General features: G+C 66.8%; 16 protein-coding genes. 9 read left to right on the top strand and 7 right to left on the bottom strand.

All coding sequences use genetic code 11. The features are described from left to right. The first annotated feature begins 384 nt into the window (after positions 1–384). Both B141_RS40185 and B141_RS0111835 read left to right on the top strand, forming a co-directional pair. A complete protein-coding gene (locus tag B141_RS40185) occupies positions 385–879 on the top strand; it encodes a VOC family protein (RefSeq protein WP_020575376.1) in 495 nt (164 codons plus the stop codon). Beyond that, complete coding sequence (locus B141_RS0111835) at positions 872–1,474, top strand: hypothetical protein (protein ID WP_020575377.1); 603 nt, start codon at positions 872–874, stop codon at positions 1,472–1,474. The genes B141_RS40185 and B141_RS0111835 overlap by 8 nt, the downstream gene beginning before the upstream one ends. Before the next feature lie 26 nt (positions 1,475–1,500). Here the strand turns inward: B141_RS0111835 and B141_RS45515 are convergent, their stop codons facing one another. Then, on the bottom strand, positions 1,501–2,061 hold the full coding sequence (locus B141_RS45515) for a GNAT family N-acetyltransferase (RefSeq protein ID WP_020575378.1): 561 nt from the start codon (positions 2,059–2,061) through the stop codon (positions 1,501–1,503). 145 nt (positions 2,062–2,206) lie between these two features. Next, positions 2,207–2,602: a DoxX family protein gene (locus tag B141_RS0111845; protein WP_020575379.1), complete on the bottom strand. Its 396-nt coding sequence runs from the start codon at positions 2,600–2,602 to the stop codon at positions 2,207–2,209. 432 nt (positions 2,603–3,034) lie between these two features. Here B141_RS0111845 and B141_RS0111850 point away from each other — a divergent pair, with 432 nt between their 5' ends. After that, entirely contained in the window at positions 3,035–3,442 is a 408-nt protein-coding gene (locus tag B141_RS0111850) for a YciI family protein (protein ID WP_020575380.1), read from the top strand. After that, positions 3,439–4,584 carry an RNA polymerase sigma factor gene (locus B141_RS0111855; RefSeq protein WP_020575381.1) on the top strand — a complete coding sequence of 382 codons (1,146 nt, stop codon included), beginning with the start codon at positions 3,439–3,441 and terminating at the stop codon, positions 4,582–4,584. The genes B141_RS0111850 and B141_RS0111855 overlap by 4 nt, the downstream gene beginning before the upstream one ends. 196 nt (positions 4,585–4,780) lie before the next feature. Here B141_RS0111855 and B141_RS0111860 read toward each other — a convergent pair whose 3' ends face one another. Continuing rightward, positions 4,781–5,770 carry an EamA family transporter gene (locus B141_RS0111860; RefSeq protein ID WP_020575382.1) on the bottom strand — a complete coding sequence of 330 codons (990 nt, stop codon included), beginning with the start codon at positions 5,768–5,770 and terminating at the stop codon, positions 4,781–4,783. Positions 5,771–5,862: 92 nt separating this feature from the next. On the opposite strand from B141_RS0111860, the gene B141_RS0111865 reads away from it, so the two are divergent. Next, complete coding sequence (locus tag B141_RS0111865; RefSeq protein ID WP_040421070.1) at positions 5,863–6,405, top strand: CGNR zinc finger domain-containing protein; 543 nt, start codon at positions 5,863–5,865, stop codon at positions 6,403–6,405. On the opposite strand, the gene B141_RS0111870 is transcribed toward B141_RS0111865, so the two are convergent. Beyond that, positions 6,402–6,818 carry a VOC family protein gene (locus tag B141_RS0111870; protein WP_020575384.1) on the bottom strand — a complete coding sequence of 139 codons (417 nt, stop codon included), beginning with the start codon at positions 6,816–6,818 and terminating at the stop codon, positions 6,402–6,404. The two genes, B141_RS0111865 and B141_RS0111870, sit on opposite strands and share 4 nt — an antisense overlap. An 88-nt stretch (positions 6,819–6,906) precedes the next feature. Here B141_RS0111870 and B141_RS0111875 point away from each other — a divergent pair, with 88 nt between their 5' ends. The 3 genes from B141_RS0111875 (at position 6,907) to B141_RS50660 (ending at position 12,974) form a co-directional block, all read left to right on the top strand. Next, positions 6,907–7,857 carry a helix-turn-helix transcriptional regulator gene (locus B141_RS0111875; protein WP_020575385.1) on the top strand — a complete coding sequence of 317 codons (951 nt, stop codon included), beginning with the start codon at positions 6,907–6,909 and terminating at the stop codon, positions 7,855–7,857. A 122-nt stretch (positions 7,858–7,979) separates the two neighbouring features. Beyond that, positions 7,980–9,152 carry a hypothetical protein gene (locus B141_RS0111880; protein WP_157180960.1) on the top strand — a complete coding sequence of 391 codons (1,173 nt, stop codon included), beginning with the start codon at positions 7,980–7,982 and terminating at the stop codon, positions 9,150–9,152. A gap of 177 nt (positions 9,153–9,329) precedes the next feature. Continuing rightward, positions 9,330–12,974, top strand: coding sequence for an alpha-glucuronidase family glycosyl hydrolase (locus tag B141_RS50660; protein WP_084678263.1), 3,645 nt, complete (start codon positions 9,330–9,332; stop codon positions 12,972–12,974). Positions 12,975–13,251: 277 nt separating this feature from the next. On the opposite strand, the gene B141_RS0111895 is transcribed toward B141_RS50660, so the two are convergent. Continuing rightward, entirely contained in the window at positions 13,252–15,357 is a 2,106-nt protein-coding gene (locus B141_RS0111895; RefSeq protein WP_157180961.1) for an alpha-galactosidase, read from the bottom strand. Between the two features lie 31 nt (positions 15,358–15,388). Next, on the bottom strand, positions 15,389–16,396 hold the full coding sequence (locus tag B141_RS0111900) for a sigma-70 family RNA polymerase sigma factor (protein WP_020575390.1): 1,008 nt from the start codon (positions 16,394–16,396) through the stop codon (positions 15,389–15,391). A gap of 139 nt (positions 16,397–16,535) precedes the next feature. On the opposite strand from B141_RS0111900, the gene B141_RS0111905 reads away from it, so the two are divergent. Next, entirely contained in the window at positions 16,536–17,384 is an 849-nt protein-coding gene (locus B141_RS0111905) for a class I SAM-dependent methyltransferase (protein WP_020575391.1), read from the top strand. Positions 17,385–17,432: 48 nt separating this feature from the next. Here the strand turns inward: B141_RS0111905 and B141_RS40205 are convergent, their stop codons facing one another. Continuing rightward, positions 17,433–17,813, bottom strand: coding sequence for a helix-turn-helix domain-containing protein (locus tag B141_RS40205; protein ID WP_169512925.1), 381 nt, complete (start codon positions 17,811–17,813; stop codon positions 17,433–17,435). Positions 17,814–17,843 lie beyond the last annotated feature (30 nt).

The raw sequence follows: 17,843 nt of genomic DNA on the forward strand, positions 1-17,843 counted from the left end.
TGTCCCGGGCGGCGCACAACTACGACCATATGCCGGCGCCGCCAAGGAGGCGTCGCTGATGGCAGCGCCGCAGCTAGGTCTTTGCCGCATGACGTTGCTTCGCGTTGCTGCAGGCATGTCGCGGGGTGCTGCCGCTGACCGGCTATTCGTTGTGCCTTGACGGGCTGGGCAGCGGTCGCCAGACTGATCCCCGGGCGCAGATCCAGCGCCCAGCCTCTGGACGTCGCCCCAGCCGAGTCCATCGTGAGGCGAAGGGGGACCAACCCCTCGGGTCCTGGTTGTCCGGCCATGCCGTCCGTAGTTGGTCGCTGGGGGTTGCTGCGGCGCGGTGGAGGTGTCTGGATGACGCGGGACCGACGTTTCAAGCATCGTGTCCGTCGGCGCATGCGCGAAACCGGCGAGAACTACGCCACGGCGCTCGCCGCCGAGCGATCTACCAGGCCGCCGGCGCGTGGCACCTCGTCCGTAGCGGAGCGACGTGAGATGTCGTCGCTGGACCTCAAGTCTGCTGTCGCTACGCGCTTGCGAGGGACTTGGCTTGGCGTTAGCGATATGGAGCGGTCCCGTGAGTTCTATGAGCTCATTGGGGCATCCTTCGACAGCGTTGAGTCTTCCGACGGAATCGTCTACTGCACCCTCGCCGGCACGAGACTGGTCTTCGAGCTCGCGCCCGCTAACCCGAATCCGGGTGCCGGCCCGTACCTGCTGTTTGATGTGACCAACGCGGATGCGCTGCACGCTGAACTTCAACGGGCGGGGTACGTAATAGAGAAACCGCCCGAGAACGAACCTTGGGGGCGACAGTTCAACGTCCTTGACCCTGACGGCTACTCCATCGCATTCATAGGCCCAATCACTGAGGACTCCTTCAATGTATAGCATCATTCGCTACGGTGCGGCGGCGATTACCTCGCTGACTGGTCCCGGTTGGTTCCACGCCGAAGGAGCATTGACGCGGGAGTGGGTCGATGACCTGGAACAATCGCATCCTGAGAGTTGGCATCCCCTCCAGGAGGATGAAGGCGGCATTCGCCAGTTCGGGTTTGGCGCCTATCTCCCTATGGCGGAGTGCTCCAACGCCGTAGTGAACGTGGCGACCAAGCTTGTGTCGCAGCTCTCGTCGTCCGCCGAAACGATGGGGTTTCCATCCATCCCGTTCTTCAATGAGGTGACCTGGACTCGATACCCCGAGGGCAAGGGTCATATCACTGCCCATCGGGACCCTCCTGGCGCAGGCGGGGTGATAGCGGTGTTCACGCTGGAGGGCCGGGCTACCTTCCGGGTGGAGGACGGGTCGCATTCTGGAGAGTGGCCCGTCGTGTCCGGCGATTTAGTGATCCTGCGCGGGCGCGGCTGGCCCACGCCAGACGCCATGTGTCCCGTCCATGCGGTCGATCCACCAATGGGCAGGAGTCGAATGATTATGACCATGCGTTTCAATGTCGGAGGTGCCGGAGCGCCGTACTTCTCGTAGTTCCTGCCGCTCGATCCCCGCTCGCATTACGGCAAGATCAAGCGGCCGTCCACGATCGTGCGGTGCGAAGCAGCGGAGATGTGGGCTGCGTCGCGCGTCATGCGGTAGTACTCAGCCCGCCACACCTCGTCCCGGATCGCGACGTCATTGTCGAGTTCGGGTGCCCTGGTGAACCCAGCCTTTCTGGCCACCCTGGCGCTACCGGCGTTTCCGGGCTTCACCCAAAGCCTGAGCTCCTCAAGCTCGCTTATCTCGAAGGCGTATGCGGCCATAAGTCGCACCGCGCGGGTAGCTATGCCTCGGCCCCGAGCGGCTGCGGCCACCCAGTACGACACCTCGCCGTGGGCAAGATCCACGCCGGCGTTCCCGAGCAGTTCGCCTGAGTCGGCCTCGCAGATTGCCCAGCCGGGATAGCGCGGATCAGCGGCGTAGCGCGCGATCTCTTCAGCCACGGGAGCGGCCGTCAGGTGGGCAGGTTCAGCAGTGTTCCGCTGAATCTCCACATCATTGGACTGCGTGGCGTACCACTCGGCATCGTCGGTGTGCCACGGTCGCAGGACGATCACACCGTCGGTCAGCTCACTCATTTCCGGAGCGTACTGCGGCTCAGCGATTCTGCTGATCTGTGCGCAGCACCCAACGAGTCCGCTGCCGGCCGAGAGCCGCAGCGACGCTGTGACTCTCCTACTCCGCGATCTGGGTCGACGTGGCCGCCGCCCTGCTGTTCGCGGGTCATCGTGCTCCCATGAGGGCACGGGTGTCCGGCCAGCGGCCCCAGGCGATCAGTGCCGCCAGGACCAGGAAGCCGAGCGCCAGCCACGGCGACGCGTCGAGTACGAAGACGTTGGTGACCGTCGCCCCGACCATCAGCGCCGCCAGTCCGAGGGCTGCGAGTCCGTACAGGCGCGGGATCAGGAGTCCGAGTGCGCCCGCGACCTCAAGTGCCCCGACCACGTACCGCAGCCACTGGCCGGCACCGATGTCATCGAACATCGCCACCATCGTCGGGTCACCGCTGAGTTTGAAGATCCCGGCCATCGCGAACTGCGATGCCAGGAGCACTTGCCCGACCCACAGCGTGATGTGCAGGCCACGGCCCCGAGTGGCTGCCTTGGTGTTTGTGGTCATGTCTGCCGCCTATCCGGCCGGGTCCCGAGCGACCTGTGCCCGGTGTCGAACCCGACCTCCTGCTAGGTACGTCGATCCCGCCTGCGCGAAAGAGACACCCTTCCTCCGGCGAAGTGGGTTTGGGTAGCGGTAGGCCGGCGGGGAGAGTGGGAGGGGCCTCCAAGCCCGTACGGACGATTCTCGCTCGACATGGATACCACCTCGATCTCGCCCGCACCGGGAAAATTGACACGAATGGGACGGAAAAGATCCCTTACGGACGGATCTCTTGCGGACGCTGGGCTGGTCAGGTGGTGCTGAGCGGGAGCCTGTTGGGGACGTTGTCGGGTGTCTTGGATAGTTGTCGTGTCGGGTGTCGAGAATGTGGCGCTGGCTCCGGCCCAGGGACACGAGTGGCCACGACGGGCCGCGCGACGATCAAGGAGAACCACCATGAAGTACCTGCTCCTGAAGCACTACCGAGGTGGCCCGGCCCCCGCCGTCGACTACGGGTCGATGGACCAGTGGACGCCGGAGGAGGTCGACGCGCACGTGCAGTTCATGCGCGACTTCGCAGCCCGCCTGGAGGAGACGGGTGAGTTCGTCGACGAACAAGCACTGGCGCCCGAGGGCACGTTCGTGAGGTACGACGGCGAGGGGCGCCCACCGGTGACCGACGGTCCGTTCGCCGAGACCAAGGACCTCATCGCCGGTTGGATGGTCATCGACGTGGAGTCCTGGGACCGTGCGCTCCAGCTGGCTGCGGAGCTTTCCGCCGCACCCGGACCCGACGGCAAGCCGATCCATGAGTGGCTCGAGGTTCGACCGTTTCTCACCGAGCCGCCCACGGTCACCGAGTGAACGAGTCGCTGCTGCGGGAGCTCGTGCCCTCGGTGATCGGTGTCCTCGTCCGGCGCGGAGCCGACTTCGCGTCGGCCGAGGATGCCGTGCAGGAGGCGCTGATCCGGGCGCTGGACACCTGGCCGGACGATCCACCGCGCGACCCGAAGGCGTGGCTCGTCGCGGTCGCATGGCGCAAGTTCCTCGACGCCGCCCGTGCCGAGGCGTCGCGGCGGGGCCGGGAACTCGCCGTGGAGGCCGAGCCTCCCGCCGGCCCGGCGCCCGCCACGGACGACACTCTTCGGCTGTACTTCCTGTGTGCGCACCCGACCCTGCCGCCGACCTCGGCTGTCGCCCTGACGCTGCGCGCGGTCGGTGGCCTTACCACCAGGCAGATCGCGTCGGCGTACCTCGTCCCCGAGGCGACCATGGCGCAGCGGATCAGCCGGGCCAAGCGGCGGATCGCAGGGCTGCCCCTCGACCAGCCCGGCGATCTCGGGACGGTGCTGCGCGTGCTCTACCTCGTCTTCAACGAGGGGTACGGCGGAAACGTCGACCTGGCGGCCGAGGCGATTCGCCTCACCCGCCAGCTCGTCGCTTTGACCGACGAGCCCGAGGTCGCGGGGCTGCTCGCGCTCATGCTGCTGCACCATGCGCGGCGCGCGTCTCGCACTGGCTCGGGAGGTCGCCTGGTGCCGCTTGGTGAGCAGGACCGATCGCGCTGGGACACCGGCCTGATCACCGAGGGGGTGACGATTCTGCAGACCGCGCTGGCCCGCGATCGGCTGGGCGAATACCAGGCGCAGGCCGCGATCGCCGCCCTGCACGCGGACGCCCGGAGCGCCTCCGAGACGGACTGGGTGCAGATCGTGGAGTGGTACGACGAACTGCTGCTCCTCACCGGCAGCCCGGTGGTGCGGCTCAACCGCGCGGTAGCGGTCGGGGAGGCCGACGGACCGCAGGCCGGTCTGGCGGCGCTGGCTGACGTGAACCCCGACCTGCCCCGTTACGCCGCGGTGACGGCATACCTGCACGAACGCGCCGGCGACCTCGAGCACGCCGCCGAGCTGTATGCCGAGGCCTCCCGCGCCGCTACCAGCGTGCCGGAGCGCGACCACCTCACTCGAGAGGCAGCACGGGTGCGGCAACTGCTGCGTCCGTGAGTGCACGGTGACTTTCTCAGTCAGAGGTGCTGCTCCACCGACGAGCAAGACCTCACCGTCCAACGCCAACGCCTGGCCAGGTCGGAGAACACGGCAGCGCACTTTCCACTGGACAGCGCCAACTTGTCGCTCTCTTCCAGCACCAGCGAATGGGATGCCCATGACCTCGCGAGGCAGGCTCGGGTGAGCGGTCGTGTCAGAGGGCACCGGCAGATGAACGCATCGGCATCTCCGGCGTGCCGTCGTCGGTTGAGCTTGCCCCTTGTTGGAGTGGCGATCGGAGTTCGTCGATACGTACCAACGCGACACCGGCGACGATCAGCATCCCGCCCAGGAACTGAACGGGGGTAGGGAGTTCGCCCAGCAGGGCCCAGGCGATGAGCACCGCGAACACCACCTCGGTCAGGCCGAGGAAGGACGCCAGCTTTGCTCCGAGCATCCGGGCGGCCTCGATCCCGGTGACGTAGGCGATCACAGCAGCGACAAGTGACAGGCCGATGACCGGGACCAGCCAGTGAACGCTATGGCCGGCGAAGCTGACCGGTACGAGGCTCACCTGCATCGGCAGGATGCCCACACCACCCAGGACGAGCAGCGCCACAGCGCCGATGCCCATTCCGGTGCCGGCGACGGCGACGGGCGGCAGGTCGTTGTCACTCTTGGACGAGAGTACGAAGTAGGTGGCCAGTCCCACCGCGGAGCCGAAGCCCCACAGCACGCCGATGGGATGGAGGCGACTGCCACTCAGGATGTCGAGGACAAACGCCAGCCCCAGCAGGGCGATCGCCGAGCCGGCGAGGGTGAGTCGTCGCGGTCGGTGGCCCTGCCAGATCCACAGCCAGGCAACGATCAGCACGATGCCGAGGTATTCCAGCAGCAGCGCGACGCCGACCGAGAGGTACTGGATGGCCATGAAGAAGCACAGCTGGGCGCCGACGATCGCGAGCAGGCCGTAGCCCGCGACCAGGCCGAGATTGCTCCGCAGCGCTCGCCATCTGCCGCGCAGGGCCAGCACGGTGGGTACGGCCAGCAGCAAGGCGGCGAGGCTGATCCGGACCGTCACCGCGGCGCCGGGCGACCAACCTGCTTCGGTCAACGATCGCGCGAAGGAGCCGGACGTGCCGAACGTCGCCGCGGACAGTAACGCCAGGCCCAGCCCGACACCAGCGGCCCGTCGCGTGTGCATTGGTCCTCCGAGGGCGAGGTCGCCACGATGTTGTCATGAGCAAAGAGACGGTACGCTGATGACTGTACGGGTGCCGGGTGACAGGGGTCAAGATGATTTTTGCTCATGACACCGAGGTGGCCCTGGCCGCTGCCGCGGCCTTGGTCAACACCGTCGACGGCGAGGACGAGCGCCTGCCCGACCTCGCCGCGCTCGACGAGTTCGTACGTACCTGGGGTTGGAGCGGTCAGCGCCAGCGCACCGCGAAGGAGCTTCGTGAGGTACGCGCGCTGCGGCCGCGTCTGAGGGAGGTGTGGACCGCCGAGGAGGACCGGGTCGTCGAGATCGTCAACGAGCTCCTGCGCGAGGCGGCTGCCCTCCCGCAGTTGGTCAAGCATGATGAGTGGGATTACCACCTGCACGCCACCCCGCCCCATGCGCCGCTTGCCACGCGGATGTCGGTCGAAGCGGCGATGGCGTTCGTCGACGTTGTACGCACCACGGAGCTGAGCCGGCTGCGGATCTGCGACTACCCCGACTGCGACAACGTGCTGGTGGACCTGTCGAAGAACAGGTCGAAACGGTTCTGCGAGAGCGGATGCGGAAACCGGGCGGCGGTGGCCGCCTATCGAGCCCGCAAAGCCGCCACGCCCTAACCCCTCGACTTTGACGCGAGGATGTCCAGGTAGTGCTGGTTGTACATCAGGCCGAGGATGTTCCCGAAGGGATCGACCACCGATGCGGTGACGAATCCGGGTCCGCGCTCGATCGGCTTCTCGTGCAGGGTGGCTCCGAGGGAGAGCAGCCGATCGACGCTGGCCTGGATGTCGTCCACGTGCCAGTAGGTCACCACGCCGCCAGGCTGCTCCGACCGATCGTGTGGAGCGAACCCGCCGTCCAGGATGCCGAGCTCGTGCTGGTAGTCGCCGACGCGGAACTCTACGTACGCGGGCGGACCCTCGATGGGCCGTACGAAGTACGCCTCGATGCCCACCACCTTGGTGTACCAGTCCTTCGCGGCCGCGACGTCGTCGGCGAAGTAGGTGATGGTGGTGAATCCTCGCAACATGGTGGTTCCTTCCTTCGGTCAGTGACAGGAACCAGCTTCCCGTCTAAAGTGCTCATCAACTGAGCACTTTGTTGGAGAAGTTGGGGACATGCGTGCTGACCGCCTCGTCGCTGCCCTCCTGCTCATGCAGGCCCGCGGCCGGGTGACCGCCGCCGAGCTGGCAGACGAGCTCGAGGTGTCTGTTGCCACCGCTCGCCGCGACCTGGAGGCGCTGTCCGCTGCCGGCATCCCGATCTACCCGCAGCCCGGTCGCCGTGGCGGCTGGTCGCTCGTGGGTGGCGCCCGCACCGACCTCAGCGGGCTGTCAGCAACCGAGGCGCAGGCGCTGTTTCTGCTCGTCGGCCCGGCCGCGGCTGTTTCGGGTGAGGCCAAGGCGGCGATGCGCAAACTCGTACGGGCGCTGCCGCAGACTTTCCGGGCCGATGCCGAGGCCGCCGCCAGCGCGACCATGATCGACCCCACCCGCTGGGGCGAGCGTGATCGCCGCCGGCCCGAGCTGGTCGACCTGCTGCAGGCGGCTGTGGTCCGCCGGCAGAAGGTCCGCCTCACCTACACCAACAGCGCCCGGGAGCGGACCGAACGGTTGGTCGACCCGTGGGGGCTGGTCGACAAGGATGACGTCTGGTATCTCCTCGCCGGGACCGAACGAGGGCAGCGAACCTTCCGAGTTGACCGGATCATCGAGGCCGAGCCGACCGACCAGCCCGCCGAACGCCCGGACGACTTCACGCTCGCCAGCGCGTGGCAGGAGGTCGTCGGCGAGGTGGAGCAGCGGCGGTCACGCACCTGGGCGACCGTGCTCCTTGAGCCCGGATTCGTGCCGGTGCTCCGAGACCAGTTCGGGCAGCACTGCCACACCGACGGCGAGCTCGACGACGGGCGGGCCAGGGTACGCCTCGCCGCGCCGACTCCGTTGGACATCGCTCGGCACCTCGCCGGCTGGGGCGCGATGATCGAGGTAGTCGAACCCCGATCCGTCCAGGTCGAACTGGCGCGGATCGGCGCCGAGCTAGCTGCCCGCTATGCCAGCGGACACTGACCGGCAGCTCGGATATCCGCGCCCCTCATTACGGGATCTCCTACTTTCGTTCCGCAATGGCAACCCCGTCGACCTCTCAGGCATTTTTCTTGAGACTCATACCTTTTCGGGGAGGTGGCCCAATGTCGAGGAGTCGAGCGTTGGTGCGATGTGTCGGAGCGCTGATGGCCAGCGTGCTTGCCACCATGACAGTCCTGGTGGGTGGAGCGGCGCCCTCGGTCGCGCAGGGAAGTGTGACCGCCCGGTGGGAGGTGGTTCCCCTTCCGGCGCTGACTGGACCGACTGACCTGACAGGCGTCGTCGCGTTCGGCGCGTCTGACGCATGGGCGGTGGGGTACGTCAGCGAGCAAGGAAGCGTCCGCACCCTCACCCTGCACTGGGACGGATCGCAGTGGACGCGGATTCCCAGCCCCAACCGTAGCCGCACACAGAACTGGCTGTTCGCCGTTTCCGGGTCGTCTTCTTCTGATGCGTGGGCCGCGGGTTATGACGTCGGTCCGGACGGGAAGCACCGGACCTTTCTCCTGCACTGGAACGGCGTCCGCTGGCGGGTGGTCCCGAGCCCGAACGTCACCTCACTGGACACCATGCTGATGGGCGTCACGGTGCTGACGCCGAAGAACGCCTGGGCGGTCGGGAGCGCGACGGCCTGGCCACTCACGGGTCAGACAGTCGTCCAGCACTGGGACGGCATCCGCTGGTCGATCGTCGCGAGCCCCAACCCCGGCACGACCGGACTCGGCAGCTACCTCCTGGATGTCGCGGCAGCTTCCGCGGGGGACGTGTGGGCGGTCGGCGACTACGACAGCGGCGACTCCGTGATGCGTACGTTGACAGAGCACTGGGACGGCACCGCCTGGACGGCCGTTTCGAGTCCCACCGCGCGTGATGGTGCGGTTCTCACCAGCGTGGCCGCCGCCGGCTCCGAGGATGTGTGGGCGGTCGGGTGGCAACAGCGGCGCACGCAGGTTCAGCCGCTGGCACAGCAGTGGAACGGCGTCGCATGGTCGAACGTCGCCACGCCACGGTTCAACGGTGACGCCGCCTTCGCTGACGTGGTGGCCGCTGGGCCCAACGATGTGTGGGCCGTAGGCGGCCAGTCCAATCGTACGCTGGCCGCCCACTGGGATGGGAAGTCCTGGACGGCATCACCCACGGCCGATCCCGGTGGCATCGGCGCCAGCTTCACTGACGTGACCACGATTCCGGGTACGCCGTGCCTCTGGGCGGTCGGCCAGTTCACAGACGGCGAACGAGGGCAGGCCCTTGTCGAGAGGTACTGCGCCGGCCGATAGCACGCTTGCGCCGAACTCCGGTGAGGAATCCTCGGGACTCTCGTCCGCTCCCGAATGGCCAGGTTGGCCCGTCCTTGAACCTTGACGCTGGGAGCCTCACTGCCTACGGTCCAGGACGAAATCGTCTTCTAAGAATCTGCGCCAGGCCCACAAACGACGACCACGGTGGGGTTCCTGATGCATGACCATGTCACCCGTCGACAACTGCTTGCCGGCGCTGGCGTGCTGGCAGGGGGTCTCTTCCTGCCGCCAGGGTCGATGGCCTGGGCAACCACCCGGCCGGACGGTCCCCAGCCATCCGGCGAGGACGGCCACGAGTTGTGGCTGCGGTATCGATTGGTGGACGACGCCAGGCTGTTGACGTCGTACCGTCGAGCGCTCACCCACGTCGTCGTTCCCGATGGCGGGAAGGTGCTGGGGTCGGCCGTTGACGAGCTCTGTCGCGGTCTGTCGGCGCTCACAGGACGAACGGTTCCGCGGGAGCAGGCGCCCTCAGGCGACGGTGCGCTCATCGTTGGTACGCCGGAGTCCTCGCGGTTCGTCGCGGACGCGGTCGAACCAGACGTGCTCCGCGGGCTCGGGCCTGAGGGATACGTGCTCCTGCGTCGCCAGATCGGGGGCCGCGACGCGATTCTGGTGGCAGGAAACGCTGAACGTGGCGCCCTCTATGGCGCGTTCCATCTCCTGCGACTCCTGCAGACCCACGAGAGTCTCACCACCCTTGACGTCGTCGAACGTCCGGCCAACCCACTGCGCCTGGCCAACCACTGGGACAACCTGGACCGCAGCGTCGAGCGAGGGTACGCCGGTCAGTCCATCTGGCACTGGGAGGAACTACCCGAGATTTTGCCGCACTACGTCACCTACGCGCGGGCACTGGCGTCCCTCGGCATGAACGGAACCGTGGTCAACAATGTCAACGCCAACTCCGCGTTCCTGTCGACCGAGATGCTGCGGCAACTGACCGGGCTTGCGGACGTCCTCCGCGCATGGGGTGTCAACTTCTACTTGTCGGCGAACTTCGCCTGCCCGATCACCCTGGGCGGCCTACCAACGGCCGACCCGTTCGATGAGGATGTGCAGGCGTGGTGGCGGGACAAGGCCGTCGAGATCTACGACCTGATCCCCGATTTCGGCGGCTTCCTGGTCAAGGCCGACTCCGAAGGTCAACCCGGGCCGCTCACCTACGGCCGCACCCACGCCGACGGCGCCAACCTGCTTGCTCGGGCTGTGGAACCGCACGGCGGGATCGTTATGTGGCGGGCGTTCGTCCACGACTTCGACCCGAGAACCTGGGCCCACAAGTCGTACCAGACGTTCACGCCGCTCGACGGGGCGTTCGCCGACAACGTGGTACTCCAGATCAAGAACGGTCCGATTGACTTCCAGGTCCGCGAGCCAGTTCATCCGTTGTTCGGAGCGTTGCCGCGCACGAATTCAATGCTCGAGCTACAGATCACTCAGGAGTACACCGGACAGTCGACCCATCTGTGTTACCTGGTGCCGATGTGGAAGGAGGTTTACGACTTCGACACCCACGCGGCCGGGGCGGGCACGACCGTCGCCGACATCGTGGCGGGAACCACCTACGACCGCCGTCAAGGCGGAGTTGCCGGGGTGATGAACGTCGGCTCCGACGTCGACTGGACGCGGCACCAGCTCGCCGCGGCCAACACCCACGGCTTCGGGCGGCTCGCCTGGAACCCGCGGCTGGATCCCGCGCAGGTCGCCGAGGAATGGGTACGCATGACGTTCGGCTCGCATCCGCAAGTCGTCCAGGTCCTGACCAGGATGCTGCTGCGGTCATGGGAGATCTACGAGTCTTACACCTCGCCCCTGGGGGTGGGATTCATGATCGCAGGCGACCACTTCACCCCGAATCCAGAGGGCAACGCTCCATGGAACCAAGCCAACTCGGAGGGCACCGGCTTTGACCGGACGGTCGCGACCGGCATCGGCTACACCGGCCTTTACCATCCGCCCGTGGCGCGGGTCTTCGAGTCACTGGTGACCTGCCCCGACGAGCTCCTGCTGTTCATGCACCACGTTCCATACACCCACCGCCTGCACTCCGGCAGCACCGTCATCCAACACATCTACGACTCCCACTTCGACGGCCTGGACGACGCAGAACGTCTGCGTCGCCAGTGGCGATCACTGGGCAGCCGGATCGACGAACGCCGATACGCCGAAATCCTCGGACGGTTCGACCGCCAGGTCGAGCACGCCACGCTCTGGCGCGATTCGATCGTCTCCTATTACTTCGAACGCAGCAGGATCCCTGACCCTGCACGGGAATGGGTGCAGCTTCGGCCTGCCGAGTCGAGGGTTTTCCTGGGCGGCTGGCCAAACGTCCTCCGCCTCTCAGTCGGCAACGCCTCGACGACCGGGCGGGCGGTGACCGTGGGCTTCGCGGCGAAGGACGGCTGGAGTACCGGAACCGACACCACCACGCTGACGCCACGCGAGTTCGGCGACGTCTCGATCCCGGTCACGCCGCCGATCAAGCCCGAGATCACGACACTGCGCGCCGAGGTCAATGCCGGCGGGCTGGGTGTACTCCAACCTCTCGTCGACACCATCACCGCGCCGGCCGGCTCCCACTGCTTTCTCGCCCTCGACGCCGGTTCCGCGAGCAGTCCGATCATGCCGAGTTACCGCCGGCTCGCGCCGGGCGACGCCTGGGATCCGCAGCGCGGGTACGGGTGGGTCGGAGCCGCGCCGCAGTCGCGCGACCGCGGCCGTCCCGATCCGCTCCGGCAGGACTTCGTCAACGACGTCGCAGCACGTACGCTGCGGATCGCGGTGCCGGCCGGCACCTTCGAGGCGTACCTCCTCGTCGGTGATGCCGGCGCCGACTCCTTCCCTACGTTCGTTCGCTCGGGTGGGGAACTCGTCGCCGAGAGCGCCTTCATGACCGGTGGGTCGTACGCCTGGCTGTCATTCATGCTGGACGGCGGCGCTGCCGGCCGCACGGTCGACCTCGAACTGTCCGGCGTACCCGGTCAGCACTGGCACCTCAACGCGCTCGCTCTCAGGGATCCGCGCGCCGAGCCGCCCCCGATCGTCGTCACCGGCATCGACGTGCCGCTGCTCATGGTCGGTGGCCGAGACCACTCGGTGACGATCGAGGTCGCGAACCTCACCGAGGCAGATGCCATCTCCGTCACGGCTGCGGCGACGGTCCCCGACGGATGGTCGAGCCGGCCCGGGACCGTCACGGTCGATGCGGGCGGGACCGCCCGGATCGAGGCCGTGGTCGTGCCTGGCGAGGAGCCCACTTTTGCGAGGCTCCAGCTTGAGGTGTCGGCCGAGGGCCGCACGGTCGGCGGCGGGCGACAGAACGTCGAGGTGCTGGGCGTACCCGACGGCGCCGGTGTCGTGCACGCGCTCGACGCCGGGCCAGCCACCAGCCCGCTGCTCGCCAGTTACCAGCGCCTCGCGCCCGGGGATGGCTGGTCGACGGCGGCGGGATACGGCTGGGTTGGACCAGCGCCGCAATCGCGTGACCGCGGTGTCCCCGACCCGCTCCGTCGGGATTTCGTCAACGACACGGTTGCCCGCACGCTCCGGCTCGCGATCCCCGCCGGACCACACGACGCCTACCTGCTCGTCGGCGACGGCACCCAACCCTCGCAGCCCACGTACGTCCGCTCCGAAGGCGTCCTGCTTGTCGCGAGCAGACCACTTGGGACCGGCGAGTTCACCTGGGAACGCTTCACCCTGGACGGCGGGGCGTCTGGACGTGAGATCGACCTCGAACTCTCCGGTACGCCGAACGACCACTGGCACCTCGCCGCCCTGCTGGTCCGCCCCGCGTAGGACCTAACCTCTTGACGATCGGACCGGGCGACGCTTCAGTGGGGACCCGCCTATCCGGTCCTTGTCAACTCGAAGATTACCTTCAGAAAATACACACATGCGTTGTCTTCTAGAACGAAATTGACGGTGTCGAATCTCTGGCCACGCTCACTTATGAACACCGTCCACATCTGATCCTGATGAATAAGGCAAAGAGTCTGGTCTACTTCGCTTCCTATGCTGTAGAAGGTTGGGTTTACCTGCGAGCGTGCAAGGATCTCCACCAAATCCTGTGTCGTCATGATCGTCGACTCTCCCGGATCACAAGAATCTCTGAGCCTTCCTCAGGCAGGGTGAGGGCAAGTCCGCCGTCCATCAACTCCGCGCCACTGCGGGTCTCGTCGCGTTCGCCGTCCTGCCAACGAACGCTGTAAAGCTGGTCCGGGTCGAGGGCGTGCAGCCGGATCTCCTGGCTGGGTTCGCCGCCGGATAGCCGGAAGACGAGGACGAGGTGTTCGCTGCCCTCAGGTTGGGCGTACTGCACCGCGGCCCACCGGTCCCCGCCGCCGAACCGCCGCGGCGAGCCGGTCAGCCGGTGCACATCGGCGGTTCTTACGAACGGCCGTACGAGTTGCTGGTACGTGCGAATCTGCGCGGCCAGCCGGTCCCGGACCCACGCCTGCAGCTCCGGCAAACCCAACGAGAAACCAGTCGCGCCAAGCATTGCGATCCGCCGGTAGTAATCCAGCTGGTGTGGTGCGAGCTGGATATCGCGCGGATCGAACGTCTGCTGTGGATGGGTGCTGAGCCACTCCGAGAATCCCCAGTGCAGCAGCTGGTTTGGGGGCAGCATCGTCGTTGCGCCCCACAGCAATTGCAGGCCGTGCTCTGGCCAGTCAGGGTCGCTCAGGAAGGTCAGGTGAGTGTGCCGCAGGATTCCGAGATCGACCCGCAGCCCACCCGACGAGCAGTTTTCGAGTACGAGGTCAGGATGCTCCTCGCGTACCCGGTCAAGCAGGCGGTAGTAGCCGAGGTAATGCTCGAACAGCCCGTCGCCGACGCCATGGCCATGATCGGTACGGTTGCAGCCGAGCCCGGGGTCGAGATTGAAATCCAGCTTGATCCAGTCCGCACCCAGCTCACGGGACAGCCGGTCGAGCGTTTCGTACGCCCACTGCCAGGCGGCCGGGTTGGCCAGGCAGACGTAGCCGAGTGGCGCGCCGTCCCGCAGCGCGGGGAAGTCCGGGCGCCGGGTGAGGAGGGCAGCCTTCGGTCCGAGCGCTTCGATCTCGCACCACAGCCCGAACCGCATTCCACGCTCATGCACATAATCGGCGAGCGCTCGGATCCCACCGGGGAACCTGGCGGCATTAACCAGGTCCCAGTCGCCGCGAACCTCCGGCCAGTGGGAGGTGGAATCATCCGGTCCGAACCATCCGGCATCGAGAGTGCAGACCTCGACTCCGAGCTCGGCCGCGATGTCGGCGTTCGCCTTGAACGTGGCCTCGTCAATTCGATGATCTTCGTAGGTCCACCAGTGGTTCCATTCCACCGGCAGGCGGTCCGCGAGATCGTTCCGCGGCGCCCAGTATTCTCGCGCTGCCCGAGCCAGATAGATCGACGTCGTGTCCAGGTTGCCGTCCGATCCGAGGGCGAGGACAACGGGAGGCGCGTCGACGGTCTCACCAGGGCGCAGGTTCTTGGTGAACCCGTGGTCATGCAGGCCGCCGGTGAGGACGTAACCCGCTCCAGCGCGCCGTTCCTCCGCAGCGTCCGCGGTCCCGCTCACCTTCGTCACTTCTTCCAGGCGGACGATCCAGTTGCCGGACCAGGCGATCGCCCCGCACAACACCGACCCGTCAGCGCGGACCAGACCGAACCACGGATGCGTCCCTTGAGAGGACCGGCCGGCCAGCGTACCGATCGTCCTGGAGTCCTTCAGAGGCTCGCGTACGCCGTCGAACTCCTTGCCCCACGCACTTGTGAACGAAAGCAGCTCGTAATCGCCAGCAGGAATGGTCAGCCCCAACGAATCCAACCGCTCGACCGTCACCGGATGTGGACCGCGATTGGTCAGGCTGACCCACGTCTCTATCAGCGGAAGATCCGGATAGCGGACGACGTGCCATTCGATCCCCACGGTCAGGCTTTCGCGGGCATATCCGCAGCGGGTGATCTCCTCCACAACACCGCGACCGCGCCCGATCGTCGTGACATTCTCGACCTCGAGACCGTCGGACTCCCCGTTGATTGTCAGCCCGTCCACAACGACCGTGAAGACCGGCCCAGCTTTCAGGACCGACCATCCCTTCTCGCCGTCGAGGGCCAACACGTCGGTGCGCAGCCCGTCATCCCTGGCGAGTACGTACGACACAGACCGAGAACCAACCGAGCATCTGGTCATGAGCCCTCCTGGCGCAGTAGTCGCTGTGAGGTTACTCAGGGATGGTGCGTGGAAGCCCGAAATGAGGGAACAAGCTGCGTTCGCCGAACCACGTGATGGCCGACAGGAGGTTGCCCTCAAGGGTGAGCACCATCAATCCGTAGCCGCGCACGATTTTGGCCTGGGCGTCGGGCAGGTAGCAACCGAACGCGGGTTGACCGTTGGCCCGGGTGGCCACGAGCCGCAAGTGGCCGCCGAGCAGGGGAGCGCGGTGGTGGAGGAAGGCGGCGATAGCGGTGTGGCCTTGGTATTCGTACGGCTCGGGTGGCATTGTCAGCCAGGCGTCGTCGGTGAGTAGGGAGACCACACCGTCGACGTCGCCATTTTCGAGTGCGGCGATGAAGAGGCCGATCACGTCGAGCTCACGCGGGGAGCGCGGCAATGGTGCGCTTTCGCGGCTCGGTGCGGGGTGAGAGGCGTCGAGTGTCGCCCGGGCGCGCTGGAGGCAAGCTTTGACCGACGCCTCGGTGGCGTCGAGCATGGCCGCCACCTCGGCGCGGCTGAAGCCAAGGGCGTCGCGGAGCACGAGTACCACCCGCTGGCGCGGTGGAAGACGTTGGAGCGCGGCAATGAACGCCAGCCCAACCGCCTCCCTGGTCTCGTATCGGGTGTCCGGGCCCGGCGCGGTCGAGGGGATGCCGTCGAGCAGGACGTCGGGGTAGGGCTCGAGCCAGATCGGTTCACCGCGGCGGGTCGGTTCCGGGGGCTCGACCATTGGTTCGAGCGAGGGTGGCCGGCGCCCGCGATCGCGCAGCAGGTTGAGGCAACGGTTGGTCGCGATGCGGTAGAGCCAGGCGCGCAGCGAAGCTTGCCCTTTGAAGTCCTCGAGGCCGCGCCATGCGGCCAGCAGCGTCTCCTGGAGCATGTCCTCGGCGTCCTGCAGCGAGCCGAGGATGCGGTAGCAGTGGAACTGGAGCTCGCGACGATAGGGGTCGACGAGCTCGCCAAACGCCGCCTCGTCGCCCGTACGGGCGCGGGTGATCATCTGCTCGGTCCGCATGGGTGCACCGCAAGACCTCTCCGAATCCTGTCCATCACAGGTAACGACCCCGAACGTAGGCGAAACGGACCGGTCCATCATCCCGGCCGGTGGTGTCTCAACTCATGACTGAGCACCGAGCCAAGCACGGAGGTCCGCAATGACGAACCAGGTAACCGACGAGTACCGCCGTACCAGCTACGAGATCTCGCAGACGATCGCGCCCGGCTGGGAGCGCTGGCGATCGCGGTTCGAGACGGTTGTGGCGCCGGTGCGCGAGTGGATGGTCCGTGAGCTGGCCTCCCCTCGCGGGGCCACCGTGCTCGAGCTCGCCGCCGGGGCAGGCGACACAGGCTTCGAAGCTGTCAGGGCGCTCGGCGGGGACGCCCGCCTGATCTCGACCGACTTCTCTCCGGCGATGCTGGACGTGGGCCGCCGCCGGGGTGCCGAGCTCGGAATCAAGAACGTGGAGTTTCGCGTCTTGGACGCCGAATACCTCGGTCTCGACACCGATTCGGTCGACGGCGTCCTCTGCCGGTTCGGTTACATGCTTATGGCGGATCCCGCCGAAGCGTTGCGCGAGACGCGCCGAGTGCTTCGCCCCGGCGGGCGGCTGACCTTGGCGGTGTGGGGAGCTGCCGAGCGCAATCCATTCTTCACGGTCATCGCCTCGACCCTTGTCAAAGGCGGGCAGCTGCCGGCCCTTCGCGAGGGGGTTCCTACGCCGTTCAGCATGGCGAGCCCGGTCCAAACGAAGGCTCTGCTCGAGGCCGCCGGATTCAGGGTGGTCAAGGTGGAAGAGGTTCCGCTTGAGTTCCAGTTCCGCGACGTCGATGACTATCTCCGCTTCATGGCCGACACCGCGGGCCCCCTCGCCGTCGCACTGCGGAAGCTGCCGCAACCTGAAGGCAAGGCTGTTGCGGCCGGCCTCGAGAACGCCCTCGGCATTTTCGAGACCGGCGGCGAGTACAAGATTCCTGGTATCGCTCTTGTCGCTGCCGCGAGCTGAGGGGGGCCCGATCGCTGCCGCGAGCTGAGGGCCCCGAAAACGTGTCGATCAGTGTTCCCCGCGGGCGAGGATGCTGCGACGGTACGCGCGGGGAGTGAGGCCGGTGTGCTCACGAAAGACGGTGGCGAAGTGTTGGGCGGAGGAGAATCCGAGGTCGACGGCGATCTGAGTGATCGTCCGGTCGGTTTCGGCTAACAGGACCTCGGCCCGCCGGGTGCGTAACTGCCGCTGATAACGCGCCGGGCTGAGCCCAATCTCCGCCGTAAACAGCGTGGTCAGGTACGTCGGTGACATGCCTACCGTGCGAGCGAGTTGGGCGAGTGGCAGGCGTTCGGTGTAGGCCTCGTCGATCAGGCGTCGGGCATGGGCCACCGCCGGGTGCGGCAGCCGGCGATCGACGCCACCCTCACCTGCGAAGAGACGGGTCACCTCGATGAGCAGATGTTGCGCGGTGAGTGT

It is taken from the genome of Actinopolymorpha alba DSM 45243 (assembly GCF_000373925.1).
Lineage (GTDB): Bacteria > Actinomycetota > Actinomycetes > Propionibacteriales > Actinopolymorphaceae > Actinopolymorpha > Actinopolymorpha alba.